Here is a 13,394-nt window from a genome sequence, read left to right as displayed (position 1 = left end):
AATCGGTGCATTCGCGCGATGGGGATGGGCTGCGTGGTCACCCGTTTACCGTATCGGGCCGCGGGGACGTTGAGGTGCCGGTGTGACGCGGTTGTGTCGGCTTGACCACTACTGTTGAGGGCGATGAGCGGGGTGTTTTCGCGGCTGGTGGGCCAGCATGCGGTGGAACAGGAGCTGGTGGCTGCGGCTTGGGCGGCCCGTGGTGATTCCGCCCACAGCGGAACCACAGCTGGGACCATGACGCATGCCTGGCTGATCACCGGGCCGCCCGGATCGGGGCGTTCGGTGGCCGCGTTGTGTTTCGCGGCGGCGCTGCAGTGCACGTCCGAAGGTGTCCCCGGGTGCGGCGAATGCCGGGCGTGCACGACCACGATGGCCGGCACCCACGCTGACGTGCGCCGCATCGTGCCCGAGGGACTGTCCATCGCGGTCAAGGAGATGCGCGAGATCGTGCAGATCGCCTCGCGGCGCCCCGGGACCGGTCGTTGGCAGATCGTGGTGGTCGAGGACGCCGACCGGCTCACCGAAGGCGCGGCGAACGCGCTGCTCAAGGTGGTCGAGGAGCCGCCGCCCTCGACGGTGTTCCTGCTGTGCGCGCCGTCGGTGGATCCCGAGGACATCGCGATCACCCTGCGCTCCCGGTGTCGGCACGTGGCGCTGACGACGCCGTCGGTGGACGCCATCGCCGACGTGCTGATCTCCGGCGACGGGTTGCCCGCCGAGGATGCGCGCTGGGCGGCCTCGGTCAGTGGCGGCCACGTGGGCCGGGCCCGACGACTGGCTACCGATCCCCAGGCCCGAGAACGACGGAAACGGGCGTTGGGGCTGGCCCGCGACGCCGCGACGCCGGCACGGGCGTTCGCGGCCGCTGAGGAGATGGTGGCCGTCGCCGAAGCCGAGGCACTGGCCTTGACCGCTGGACGCAATGAGACCGAGACCGAGGAGCTCAAGACCGCTCTGGGGGCCGGCGGCACCGGCAAGGGCACGGCCGCCACCACCCGCGGTACCGCCGGGGCACTCAAAGAGCTGGAGAGACGGCAGAAATCCCGGCAGACCCGGGCCTCGCGCGATGCGCTGGACCGGGCCCTGATCGACCTGGCCACCTACTTTCGGGATGCGCTTCTGGTGTCGTCGGGCGCTCGTGACGTGACCGCGAACCACCCGGACATGGCCGAGAAAGTTGCGGCCATGGCCGAGCATGTGCCCCCCGATCGACTCCTGCGCTGCATCGAGGCAGTGCTGGAATGTCGTGAAGCGCTGTCCATCAACGTCAAGCCGAAGTTCGCCGTCGACGCCATGGTCGCGACCGTCGGGCAGGCGTTACGTGGGTGAGTTGGGTCTGGGCAGGGGCCTGCCGTAGACTCGTGCCGCCCGGTTCGCCAGGTGCGCCACCCTAGCTCAGTCGGTAGAGCAATTCACTCGTAATGAATAGGTCAGGGGTTCGATTCCCCTGGGTGGCTCCATTGTTTTTGTGGACCAACCCGTTGACTTTGAATCCACGCACACTGCTATTCGCACAAATGCGGCGTCAACTCAAAGTCAACGCGAAGGTCTGGCTGTTGGGGCGTGGTAGTCGCGTCTTCGCCGCAGGGAATCCCGCGTAGCCGCTGGCCCTCCCGCCTCCACAGCCGGCCGAAGACATTATCGGCTCCGATACCCATCAGCTCATCGTCGAAGCTGCCGTTCGGCTCGACCGCATCTGCCGACAGTTGCGATCTTTGAGTATCAGGTAGCTACGTCGACGTATGCGATCTGTTAGATAGAAATGCTGCGATCTGTTATATAGATCGCCTGCGGTTTGTTAGATTCGCGGCGTGGGATATCTACAGAGGGTCGTTGACCAGGTGCTTGATGACCTGTTCCCGTACACCGCCGCCATCGCTCTCGAGGGCGCCAAAGGAGTGGGCAAGACGGCGACGGCGGCCCAGCGCGCCACCTCTACGTTGAGTCTGGACGACGGTGCGCAGCGGTCGGCACTCGCGGCTGATCTCGGGCTGATCGATCGGCTGACTCCGCCGGTTCTCATCGACGAATGGCAGTTACTCCCACCGATATGGGACCGAGTCCGCCGTGGTGTCGATCAGTCGGCGGAGGGCGGACGGTTTCTGTTGACTGGATCGGCGCAGGTAGCCGCGGGCGCGAGGCTCCATTCCGGCGCTGGTCGCATCCTCAGTGTGATCATGCGGCCGATGTCCCTCGCCGAGCGCGGGCTGACCAGTCCGACGGTGTCACTGCGTGCGCTTCTGGGCGGCATCGAGTCGCGCATTGAAGGACAGACCGACGTCGCCTTGCCCGACTACGCCGAAGAAGTCGTCCGCTCCGGTTTCCCGGGGATTCGGGATCTACCTCCGCGAGTCCGGCGTGCCCAGCTCAACGGATACTTGAGCCGAATCGTCGAGCGCGAACTTCCCGAGAATGGAATGGCGGTGCGGCAGCCTGCTGCGCTGCGGGCCTGGCTCACCGCGTACGGGGCGGCGACGTCGACGGACGCGGCATACACCGTAATTCTCGATTCCGCGACGCCGGGCGAGTCTGACAAGCCTGCCCGGCAGACCGTCGCGCAATACCGTGAACATCTGCAACGGCTGTTCATCCTTGACCCGATTAGCCCATGGATACCGTCCTTCACGCCGCTCAAGCGGCTGGCGAAGACGCCCAAACATCACCTTGTGGACCCGGCACTCGCGGCAGCATTGTTCGGCGTTGACGTCGATGCGCTGCTCGGTGGCATCACAGCTCCGGGGCCGGCCGGTATGTGGCTCGGAGCGCTGTTCGAATCCCTTGTTGCGCAGTCGGTTCGGGTATATGCAGAAGCTGCCGAGGCGACGGTGGGTCACCTGCGCACTCAGAACGGCGACCACGAGATCGATCTGATCGTCGAAGGCCCGGGGATGAGAGTGGTCGCGATCGAAGTGAAGTTGGCGGCAGCCGTCGACGATAAGGACGTACGCCATCTCAACTGGCTCAAGGGCCAGATCGGCGATCGGTTGGTGGAGCGGATCGTGGTGAACACCGGGCAGTTCGCCTACCGGCGCCCAGATGGCGTGGCGGTGATTCCGCTGGCGCTGCTCGGACCGTGAAGCCGCGCCGGGTGACAAATCGGGCCTGATGGACCGGTTTATCGCCCCTTGATCACTTTCTTGGCCACCGTCATCGCGGTGTTGGCGTTCGGGAAGCCTGCGTAACCGCTGGCGTGGTAGATGACCTCGGCGATCTCTTCCTCGGTGAGGCCGTTTCTGAGACCGATCTTGACGTGCGATTCGAACTCCTCAGTGGCCCGCAGCGCGATGAGGATGCCCATCGTGACCAGGCTTCGGTCACGTCGGCTCAGCCCGTCACGGCTCCACAGCCGACCGAAGACATTGTCGACGCCGATCGCCATCATCTCGTCACCGAAACTGCCGTCCGCCTCGACAACATCTGCCGGCAGATGCGGCACGAGCTCCTGCAGGACCCGTATACCCTTTTCACGTACGTCGTCAGTCATGCCTGCCAGCTTGGCATGGCGATCGCGCTGTCGTTGAGCCGCTATCCCGATGCGATCAAGTTGAGCGTCTGATCGAATTCAGCTACCGCATCGGCGAGACGTGGATACGTGGACAGGTAATTAACGAGTTGTGCGCTATAAAGGCTCAGGAGACCACCCTGAAGTTTGGCAGGATCTATCAATGTGCCTTCGTCTGTGAAGTATTGGGGGCTGATGCGCGGGTCACTACCGTGAACCATTCGCGAGACGATCGCAAAGCGCAATTGCGTGGTTGCGCCGGCTGAGCCAGATGCTTTGTCGACCGAGTCTGCAAGCGTAATGCTACGGGCCAACAGCCCGCGCAACCGTGCCGACCACAACACGTAGGACCGCTCGATGCGGCCATCCGGGAGTGTTGGGTTGGCGGCGGCAAACTCGGTGAACTTGCCCTCGTATGTTTCTGCCAGTGATTCCGCCGCGCCAGCAAAGTGCTTCCTGGCATCCGATGCGCTGACGATCGCCGAAAAAACTCGTGCCGTTCGGGGCAACCCACTCTCAAGGTTGTCGAGAGGCTGAAATTCGGAGGTGCGCCGGGAATCCCCTATCATCGTGCTCTGAAACGGGCTGAGCGCTTTGGCATACCCGGTGAGAAGTGCAGCGTTGTTGACGTTGGTCGTCGATCCGGCTGGTTGGCCGGCCAGGTATTCGGCCAACGCATGCGCGGAAACGCCAGCCCGCGCCGCAGTTTCAGGATCCGAAGAGTGCGCGTCTGTGGCAATCCAATCAAATAGACCACTGGCCTCGCGGCCGGCATCGGACCACTGAAAGCTGCTGATCTGACCGAGGAACCTCGTGCCATCAGGTCCGGTCAGTAGGGCGGCAACTGCTGCCGGGCTGGTGTCCGAGGGCAGCGTAGGTGAGTGCCGAGTACCGCCCCGCACACCACCAGCGCTGCCACGGAAATGGCGGCCATTGTTTTCTTGAGTTCCATATGCTCTACGAACCTGGGGCCTCGGGCCATCCCGGCTTGACTGGGAGCGTAGGGAACTCGTTTTCTGCCAGATAATTGCCCAAAATGTACTCTCGCCGCTCGAGTGGGTCTGGGGCCTTTGTTATGCACTCCGGTGTCGCTCGCTCACGCTCGGGCCAGTTCCAGTTATTCGTCGTTTCGGCTCCGAAATACCCGCCCCAATAGCCTGTGACTTGATCATTGCCGAAGACATTTTCGAAGGGAGAGCGTGCGGGCCCGGTCTGAGGCGGTTCGGGCTCGGTGGATTCTGCGCCCACGTCAACAGTTACCTTGAACGCAGCGATGCCGGCCTCGGGTGCGCCTACCGGAACGCCGTGCGCCTCGTACTCGCCTTCGCTGTGCGGAGAAGCGGTGCGGTAGGTGTACATGCATCCGATCGCCGCGACCTCAGAGCCGGTGCGGGTCAACGACAGAAGATGGTTTGTGATGGTCCCGATCCACGGCTTGTCCGACGCAGTATCAGACTCACGAGGCCACCATTTTTTTGGAACGGTGTCGCTGAAACCCGGGTACAGGTACTTGTCATCACCTGTCAGCCGAACGAGGAAGAACGACTCGAGGTATGCCCGCACCGCGACCGCCGGACCGGTGACGAGATCGATGTTCTGCTCACCTTCCATACGAACGTGAAATTTTCTAAGCTCTGCGGCCATCCAGCAGCCGGTACCGGGGACGAATCCGAAATTCCACAACCGGCGCTCAACACGAGTGAAGAGGTCGCTACTAATCGGCGAAAAATGCTTCCCATCGGTTCCTAATGGGTTGGAGTTTCTTTATCGGCCACCACGTCGTCATCTCGAGCTTTATGGGGCGGCCGTCAAGCCGGCCAGCCCGGGACTGCTGCCTCGACTCGCGGCGGATCGACAAGCACTGTAGTGGCACGTTGAGCACGCTCCGCAGCATTCAATGGGTACCTTTCGAGGCACTGTTGCCGCATGGCATCCTCCCGCGACCGAGCCTCCGCGGCACGTTGGCGTGACTCCGGGCTTCCTGGCTTCAGCCCGGGGTAGTCGTGGTCTGACCACATGGCCACCCACTCCGATCCAGTAACGAACCATGCGCCAAAAACGTCAGTTCGAGGTGCCGGTAGCGGGCCGCGCTGTGCCGCCGAAGGCGAAGGAGGTGGTGCGCTGCCAACTCGCGGATCGTGGTCGCTGAATTCTGTTCGCCACACTCGCATGTTGTGATAATCAGGATTATTCGGCGCAGTATATGTCGATGATTCAAAGTTCAACGGAATCAGTTGCTTGGAGTCAGTGTTCCGCTTGTAGACATTAAAGGTTGCATCACATACGAATGCCCGAAAGCCCACTTCGGTGGCTTCAATGTCTAACACGTATAACTCTTCATTGCCGAACAATCGCAACTCTGGCGCGTAATCCGCGCCCATGGGACCGCGTATACGCTTCTGAGACTCGGGCGTGCTTGCCCAATCGGGTGCTCCCTGATCTATCGGTTGAGGTGTCGCACGTTGGAAGCCGGGATATCCCCCGCTGGGATTTCCTGTGTAGCTATTGACAAGCATAGATTCCAGATAAGCCCTAAGTGGAACGACTTTCCCTGTTTCGAGGTCGACTGAGGGTTCCGCTGACCAACGAAACCGAAAGTCGGCCAGTTTCTCGGGCCAATTGGGCGATTCTGGACCAGGCGGATTGGTCGGCGTGGGCGTATACGCCAATGTGTCATTGCCAGCATGGCACCCTGTCAGGGCGAGAAATGAAAACACGCTTAAATAGAATAGAACACACTTTTTAAATAGAGTAACGACGAGTCCGTGTGTCATGTTTTACTTCTTTGGCTAGGGTGGCTTGATGTCATCGAGTTCGCCGACGCTAATCTCAATCGCATTATTGTAGCCCGCGGACCATTTTAACCAGGGGATATCTTTGTTTTTCGCTGCGGTATTCCTGACATTCCTGCGCCGTACTTTGCCAGGGGCTGGCGGCGAGGTCGGATTTCGACATCCGGAAGGACTGCTCAGGGTTTCGCCTTGTTGCCTTCGAAACAGCCTATTTCTAAGGGGAATCCGCACCGGTCGACGAGCAGGCCGACCACGATCTGTGGGTCCACCCGGCGTTCTTTGGAGTAGCCGACTTTGCGCACTGCGTCTTCTTTGTCGGCCTCGAAATACAGGGTGGTGACGTCGTAGAGCACCAGGCTGACATCCCCGGCGGCGCGGGCGTGGGCGAAACAGGCGGTGGCGATCTGGTCGCGGTAGCCACCTGAGCAGGCACGACGCAGTACACGCTTTTGGGTCGACAGTGACGCCGAGGTGCGACCCAGCTCGGCCAGGACCCGATCGATATCGAGCAGGTTGGTCGGTTCCACCACTCGGGCGATCACGAGATCTCGAAAGACCTCATCGTCGACCGCGTCGTCGAAACCGAGGTCGGAATATATCCCGGCCAGGGCGTCATACAATAACCCGCTGCAGGACTTAAGAACTCGTGTACGGGCAACCAGCCGCTGCGACCTGTCCCCAGTAGCGCCGAACAGTGTTTCCGGGGCGGCACCATTTCGGCTTTGACGGCTTTGGGGGTGATGCCAGGTCCAGTTCGCGTTGGGCATCATCGGCCAGCAGCCGGCGGGCCTGCTCGACGAGCAGGCCGAGCTCAGCGTCATCGCGGGCCGAACCGATATGGCGAACGATGCGGCGTCGGCCGTTTACGGATTCGGCGTTCTGGACCGCAGTGGCGCCTGAGGCCGTGCGCACCCGCCGAACCCACACCATCCGCCGAGCCTACCGACCCGAATTAGTGCCTAGCAGGTGCACTAAGTCCGACTATCACCCAGGTCATAACGGTGCACCCCCACGGAATGTCCAACATGACCCAACTCAGGTCGTTGACAGGTGGCCACGGAGCGAGATTCACCGTCAGTTGACGATGATAGATGCTCCAGTCCGCGGCACCGATTTCCCTTGGAGAGCCATCTGAGCTTACCGAGCAGCTTGCTGTCGGGCGCGCTATCGTTCATGTTCCTGAAGGGCTCTCGCGGCTTCAGCGCGGCGTCGCCGGCGGTGTCGCAGCGGTTGGTTCAGGTGGTCTTTGAATGAACGGATCAGGCCTGAAAGGCCCGCACACTGCGCTCATCTCTTGCTCCGTGATGTCGAGCAGGACTCCCGAGTTCATCAATAGCCAGCGGGGCCCCGTTGGAGCAGGCCCGACTGCCGCCTTCTGCGCGGTCCATTTCACCTTCGGACGCCACAGCCCATCACTGCCGCCGGGAGGTTTGACCAATTCGCCGTCTTTCTTCATGGCGTACAGACCCGGCGTGTCGTACAAGCAGATCGAGACCTCGATGGCGCCGTCAGGCAGCTCGCGGGCGGCCACCGCGCGTTGTAGCGCACCACCCGTCTGGCCGACGTAGATGTCGGGGATCCGAATCCCTGGGTTGTCAATCTCGGGCGCGATCTGGCTGCGATATCGCTGGTAGAGGTCGCCTTCGTCAGGGTCGTTACTTAGTCGACTGTCAACCGTCACCTGTAAAGCGAACCTGGCAGCGTCCAGGAGCGGTGGCTGAAGCGGCACCGCAACATCAGTTCGAATCTCGAACGGCGGGTAAGGGAATGCCACTGGTGCCGACGGGGCGGGCTCGGGCGGCCCACCCTGGTTAATGTTGCATGCCCCTGCGAGTAGTACGAGTAGGCTGGCCGAAATGGCAGCTCTTGCCCGCTTCAAGATCGTGCGCGGCCACGCCGGGATTCTATTCATCGGCCTCCGATTTGTCGGCCACCGGTGCAACAGCATTCGAGTAGCTCTGCCCATAATCCGTGACGTACTGGGTCAAACCGTGGTCAATCAAGTAATTCTGTAGCTCGGTCCACTCCTGGCTCCCGACAGCCAGTCCTGCGACATCAATGGGATGGCCGTTGGGGTTCAGAACGGCCGGGAGCCCTCCGGCTCGGTGGGCCGCCTCGATGATCGCCTGTTGCGCTTGCCGAGTCGATGATGCTTCAAGGTCAGCCCTCTCGGGCACCTCGATTGCCTGATATTCGGGCTTGTCAATCCACCCTTTGATTACGTTTTCGACGGCCTCACGGGGATCGATCCCTGTCATACCGGTTGCGACATCGGCATTCGGAATCCTGCCTGCGAGTTCGCCGGTGGCAATTCCGACGACCTCGGCCCCTAGCAGTTTCGCTCGGTATATCGCATCATGTGCTTCGAGATCGGACTGAAGAACGTCATTCTGATGATTGATTGCTCCGAGCATGGCTTGGTCGATACGACCGGACAAGTGGCCTCCCGGGCTGTTTGCGAGCTGGGCGTCGAGAGTACCTTGCGGGTTGCTGCGAAATGCTGCTTCGAGTTCGTTGATGCGCGCCGTCTCTGCAGCGCCGGCAAGGGTGACTCTGCCTTCTTCGGAATAACTTCCGAGCTCGAGCAGTCGGTTGCCATCAGCGGCGCCGAACACAGGGTGCCCGAGTGCGTCCAGTTTCGTCTGCGCGAAACCTTGCTGACTGCCTGCGCCGGCCAGAGAGTCTGTATTCGCAGCGAGGAGCTGGCTCATCTCTGTCGAGATAGCGTCATTGCGCGCGAATGCATCTCGCATGGTCGAATACACCGGATCGTCGGGCCCTGGAGCCAGCATGTCCGGGATCTCGGTCATTGCCAATCGTGCTCGGTCGCCCATGGGGTCACCAATCGGACGGTGTGAATCCTCGGTCATCCAATCGAGCAGCGTTGCAGCTCCACTACCTTCACCGCCACTTTGTGACCAATCGTGGCCGATGAGCGTTCGGACCGTTTCTTCGCGGTTGTACCCATCGGGCAATCCTTCGCCGGTTCCCGACCAGATTCGGTATGAGGCTTCGTCATTGCGCCCGGCAACTTCAGCGAGTGAGCTCGCGGCGCGCTCGTAAGACTCGGGCGGAGTATCGGTCATTCCCCAGCCGCCCAAGGAGAATTCGACCATGTCAGCGGATTTCAGATACATCTCGGTGCCTAGTCGTGATCCCGGCTGATATCCAGGGTTGGATTCGCCCATGAGCTCACTGAACTGCACTACGTCGGCAACATGATGGTTCTTCGCGTCTGTCGGGCCCAAAGTATCCCAGCCCGGATAAGTTGGATCGCTGCGCCGCGTCTCGAGCATTTCCCGCAGATCTGGGGGCAACTGGTCGTATCCCCCACGGGACGCAACCGAGCCGTCCGGATTGCGGTCCACAATATTCTCGTTGCTGGTTACTGTCAGGCCGTTGGCCAGCCTGTCCCGCTGAGCGCCTGCTTCTTGATTGCCCGACGCTTCCTGCGATTCGAGATGGCGATCCAACATCAACAAGCCGTCCTTGCCTGCCGCCTTGAAGAAGTCGCGATAGTAGTCGAGCGTTTCCTTTGGAACGCTGCTGACTTCCTTGCCCTCGGCCAGTGCCTGAAGCTCCTCCTCAAGCAGCGGACTTGGTGGAAGATTTTTCGCCACCCGGTCCATAACTTCGGGATCCCTAAGTGCCGATCCAAGTTTCGCTTGGTCTGCTAATGCTTGACCGTCTTCTTTTCCGTTAGGCTTCTTCTCGTCGCCATCGGCTTTGCCGTCGCCATTTTGGTCGGCCTTTTCACTACCTGGTCCGAACTTCTGGTTGCCTCTCAGTGCGTCCCACTCACCCTTGAGACCAGTGATGCGCCCCGCGATGGTGTTCATATCAGTGTTGGCGGTGCTAACTATGGTGTTGACTCGGCTGATTCCCTCGTTGGCAATCGGGATCAGGCTTGTCTCACGAGCCTGGGCGTTGAGCGAACTGGGCAGTGAATTGACCGCGCTATCGACCCAGCTCTTTGTGCTGTCAAGTTTGTTGCGTCCGTTGGCGACCACCTCGGATGCATTGGTAACTTCGTTGGAGATCCTTTTGTCGAGGTCAGCAAGTTTTTCGTACACACCGGCATGTTCCTTATTGGCCGCGGCATACGCCTGCGACCCGGAGCCCTGCCAGCGGTCATCCGGCGCGGCCGACTCGATGGTGGACTTCATCTGCATCAGCTTCGAACTGCTGCCGTCGTACTGACTGCCATCGACGGGCGTACCGACGCCGAAGGTTTCCCGCGCCTTGTTCCATGTCGAATAGAAGCCATCAAGCGCGCTCACGCAGCGTCCCCCTCGGCATGATCCCCGGCAGTTAACCCTCAGTATCTCAGCACGTGGCCTACCTCGGTGCCAGGAATCCCACCGGCCCGGGGGAGATGCACACCGACAGCGCGGCGGTGTTGGCTCCCACAGAGATCGACTGCCCGGCACCCGGCAGCCGCACGAACACCCGGTTCAGCCCGGGCCGCACCGGCACTTTCACGTCGGGGCCCTCGGCCAAGGCCATGGTCAGGGAGCCGTCGCTGTTGGCCAGGTAGTTGATCTCGGCGGTCCAATCCGCCGGCAGCAGTGGCCCGTCCAGTGGCATGACCACCGGCTCGTCCGGTTGGACCAGGAAACCGCAGCGCGGTGCCGGGCCTTCGACGATCGTGCGCACCCACGTCACCTTGGCGTCGACCAAGGTCCCAGTGCGGTCGAACATCCGCAGATCGGTTGTCGCCGAGGCGAACTCAGGACGGGGTGCGGCCAGGGCGAACATGTGGCTGGCCAGATTCTCGGGATAGGCCACGCGTTGCAGGATCAACGGATCGACTTCTTGGTCGAGCAAGGGCGCCGCCGGTGAGGTCGACGCCAGAGAAGCTCGGGCGTTGTTCAGGTACGAAGGCACGGGACTGTCTCGCCACACCTTGGAGAACGTCCACGTCGAATACAGGCTGCTGGCCACGAAAAGCACGGCGACCGACACCAGCACCAGGGTCCGGCCCCGAGACGCGGAGAACAAAGAACTCCGGTTGGGCGCGCAGAACCCCACCGCCGCCAACAGCGCCAGCACCACCACCAGGTCCGGCAGGTAACGCAACGTCTGCGCCAACTCCAACGCGGTGAACCGGGAGGAGCGCATCAGATAGATCGGGATCTGGCAGGCGACGGCATATCCCAAGGCCACCACCAACACCGGCCAGATACGGGTCTTACGCACCAACACCACCGCGACGGCAATCGCCAAGAACACCCAGCCCAACACCATCACCGACACCGGCGGCGTGGCCCAGGGGGAGGCTGGTGCCCAGCGCTGCCAGGACCACGGCCCGCCGACGAGCCCCGGCACGATGCCGTGAGTAAAGGAGCGGCTCAACAGATCCCACGTCATCGCCACGTCGAAGCTCCACCGCTTCTGATCGACGACGACGAGATACACCCCGACCCAGGCCACCAACAGCGCCAGGCACGAGACCCACAACTGCACCCCGCGACGCCACACCTCGACCACCGAGAACGTCCCCGTCACATACCCGAGCAACGCCACCACCGCGAACGCCACGAACGGGATCACCGCGGCCTTCTCGAAGAACAACAGCCCGCCGAGAAACACGACTGCACCAAGAACCGCGTGCCGCCGCGCACCGGTGCGGACCAACAGCACGGCCTCACCACAGACCCACGCCAACGCGGCCAGCATCGGCAAGGAGTTCAGGGCCGCCGCCCACCAGGCGAACCCGGGCACCGCCAGCGGAGTGAACAGGGCAAAGGTCAGCGGGATCAGCAGCACGGGCCGCCAGCCCAGGATCACCCACAGCGCCCGCAGCAACGCCAGTGACGCCAGCAGCTGCATCACCACCAGGCTCACCGCGGCCAGCACCCAGGAGAACGGTGCCACCCGGGTGACCGCGCCGGATATCAGGAACGCCGCGGGCATGACATGGCCGTCGTGATCGTCGAACAAGTAGGACGGGGACAGCAGGTTCTGGGTTCCGGCCCGGCCGATCAGGATCAGATCGTCCCAGTAGAAGTAGCCGCCGAAAGCCACCACGGCCCGAACCGCCAGATGCAGCGCGATCAGCGCAGCGGCAGCACGGGCGACCTTGTTCACTCTTGCCGACTGTACGGACACAGCGGAGCTCTAGTCGCCGTCGGTATGGTGACCCCGTGCGAACACTGGTGACAGGCGCGGCAGGCTTCATCGGATCGACGCTGGTCGATCGGCTGCTGGCGGACGGGCACAGCGTTGTCGGCCTCGATGACCTGAGCTCGGGGCGAGCAGAGAACCTCAGCAGCGCCGAGAACAACAAAGGCTTCGAGTTCGTCAAGGCCGACATCGTCGACGCCGACCTGCTGAGCCTGGTCAAGGACGCCCAGCCCGAGGTGATCTTTCACCTGGCCGCCCAGATCTCGGTGAAGCGTTCGGTGGATGATCCGCAGCTGGACTCGACGGTGAACGTGGTCGGGGTGGTGCGGTTGGCCGAGGCAGCCCGGCAGGCCGGGGTGCGCAAGGTGGTGCACACGTCCTCGGGTGGCTCGGTGTACGGCACGCCGCCGTCGTATCCGACGGGCGAGGACGCGCCGACGAATCCGTCCTCGCCGTATGCGGCGAGCAAGGTCGCCGGCGAGGTGTACTTCAACATGTTCCGCAATCTCTACAACCTCGATTGCTCGCACATCGCCCCGGCCAACGTGTACGGCCCCCGACAGGATCCGCACGGCGAGGCGGGCGTGGTGGCAATTTTTGCTCAAGCCCTGCTGGCCGGGCGGCCGACGAAAATTTTCGGTGACGGCACCGATACCCGGGACTACGTGTACGTCGACGATGTGGTGGACGCGTTCGTCAAGGCGTCCGGCGCCGACGGAGGCGGTCAGCGGTTCAACGTCGGCACCGGGGTGGAGACCTCGACCCGGGAGATGCACACCGCGATCGCCCTGGCGGTCGGCGTGCCCGACGAACCGGAGATGAACCCGCCGCGGCTCGGTGACCTGCGCCGGTCGTGTCTCGACGTGACCCGGGCCCGCGACGTGCTGGGCTGGCGGCCGCAGGTGGATCTGGCCGAGGGCATCCCGAAGACGGTGGAGTTCTTTCAGACCAATTCTCGCTAAAAGATTGTG

The 13,394-nt window shown here is 62.4% G+C and carries 11 protein-coding genes and 1 tRNA gene; 5 read left to right on the top strand and 7 right to left on the bottom strand.

The genetic code is table 11. The annotated features are described in order from the left end of the window. Nucleotides 1–123 precede the first annotated feature (123 nt). The 3 genes from A5740_RS27415 (at nt 124) to A5740_RS27405 (ending at nt 3,080) form a co-directional block, all read left to right on the top strand. Nucleotides 124–1,332: a DNA polymerase III subunit delta' gene (locus A5740_RS27415; RefSeq protein ID WP_076199456.1), complete on the top strand. Its 1,209-nt coding sequence runs from the start codon at nt 124–126 to the stop codon at nt 1,330–1,332. 55 nt (nt 1,333–1,387) lie between these two features. Then, nucleotides 1,388–1,463, top strand: a tRNA-Thr gene (locus tag A5740_RS27410). 351 nt (nt 1,464–1,814) lie between these two features. Then, nucleotides 1,815–3,080, top strand: a complete 1,266-nt coding sequence (locus A5740_RS27405) for an ATP-binding protein (protein ID WP_076199454.1) — start codon at nt 1,815–1,817, stop codon at nt 3,078–3,080. A 38-nt stretch (nt 3,081–3,118) separates the two neighbouring features. Here A5740_RS27405 and A5740_RS27400 read toward each other — a convergent pair whose 3' ends face one another. From A5740_RS27400 to A5740_RS28895, 4 genes are all read right to left on the bottom strand, one after another. Continuing rightward, the gene (locus tag A5740_RS27400; RefSeq protein WP_076199452.1) at nt 3,119–3,487 is read right to left on the bottom strand and encodes a carboxymuconolactone decarboxylase family protein; all 369 of its coding nucleotides are present in this window, start codon (nt 3,485–3,487) and stop codon (nt 3,119–3,121) included. Nucleotides 3,488–3,528: 41 nt separating this feature from the next. Beyond that, entirely contained in the window at nt 3,529–4,179 is a 651-nt protein-coding gene (locus tag A5740_RS27395; protein WP_076199450.1) for a hypothetical protein, read from the bottom strand. A gap of 283 nt (nt 4,180–4,462) precedes the next feature. Further along, on the bottom strand, nt 4,463–5,149 hold the full coding sequence (locus A5740_RS27390) for a hypothetical protein (protein ID WP_139335376.1): 687 nt from the start codon (nt 5,147–5,149) through the stop codon (nt 4,463–4,465). Between the two features lie 1,324 nt (nt 5,150–6,473). Then, nucleotides 6,474–7,064 (bottom strand): hypothetical protein, encoded by a 591-nt coding sequence (locus tag A5740_RS28895; protein ID WP_175616379.1) that lies wholly within the window; start codon nt 7,062–7,064, stop codon nt 6,474–6,476. On the opposite strand from A5740_RS28895, the gene A5740_RS28890 reads away from it, so the two are divergent. Then, nucleotides 7,057–7,197 (top strand): hypothetical protein, encoded by a 141-nt coding sequence (locus A5740_RS28890; RefSeq protein ID WP_175616378.1) that lies wholly within the window; start codon nt 7,057–7,059, stop codon nt 7,195–7,197. The genes A5740_RS28895 and A5740_RS28890 overlap by 8 nt on opposite strands. A 298-nt stretch (nt 7,198–7,495) precedes the next feature. On the opposite strand, the gene A5740_RS27380 is transcribed toward A5740_RS28890, so the two are convergent. The 3 genes from A5740_RS27380 to A5740_RS27370 form a co-directional block, all read right to left on the bottom strand. After that, nucleotides 7,496–8,071, bottom strand: a complete 576-nt coding sequence (locus A5740_RS27380; RefSeq protein ID WP_254849354.1) for a hypothetical protein — start codon at nt 8,069–8,071, stop codon at nt 7,496–7,498. A gap of 130 nt (nt 8,072–8,201) precedes the next feature. Beyond that, on the bottom strand, nt 8,202–10,577 hold the full coding sequence (locus A5740_RS27375) for an EspA/EspE family type VII secretion system effector (protein WP_076199444.1): 2,376 nt from the start codon (nt 10,575–10,577) through the stop codon (nt 8,202–8,204). 58 nt (nt 10,578–10,635) lie between these two features. Then, on the bottom strand, nt 10,636–12,387 hold the full coding sequence (locus A5740_RS27370) for a hypothetical protein (RefSeq protein ID WP_076199442.1): 1,752 nt from the start codon (nt 12,385–12,387) through the stop codon (nt 10,636–10,638). 56 nt (nt 12,388–12,443) lie between these two features. Between A5740_RS27370 and A5740_RS27365 the strand changes: the two genes are divergently transcribed. Next, a complete protein-coding gene (locus A5740_RS27365) occupies nt 12,444–13,385 on the top strand; it encodes a GDP-mannose 4,6-dehydratase (RefSeq protein WP_076199440.1) in 942 nt (313 codons plus the stop codon). Nucleotides 13,386–13,394 lie beyond the last annotated feature (9 nt).

Origin of the sequence: Mycobacterium sp. GA-1841, assembly GCF_001954135.1 — a bacterium.
Taxonomy (GTDB): domain Bacteria; phylum Actinomycetota; class Actinomycetes; order Mycobacteriales; family Mycobacteriaceae; genus Mycobacterium.
The sequence above is the reverse complement of the archived record's forward strand: the minus strand, read 5'-3'. Positions and strand labels throughout refer to the sequence as shown.

Excerpts from the sequence above, each read along its gene's own strand:
- A5740_RS28895 (WP_175616379.1), bottom strand. The coding sequence starts at position 7,064 with ATGCCCAACGCGAACTGGACCTGGCATCACCCCCAAAGCCGTCAAAGC.
- A5740_RS27415 (WP_076199456.1), top strand. The coding sequence starts at position 124 with ATGAGCGGGGTGTTTTCGCGGCTGGTGGGCCAGCATGCGGTGGAACAG.
- A5740_RS27400 (WP_076199452.1), bottom strand. The coding sequence starts at position 3,487 with ATGACTGACGACGTACGTGAAAAGGGTATACGGGTCCTGCAGGAGCTC.
- A5740_RS27390 (WP_139335376.1), bottom strand. The coding sequence starts at position 5,149 with ATGGCCGCAGAGCTTAGAAAATTTCACGTTCGTATGGAAGGTGAGCAG.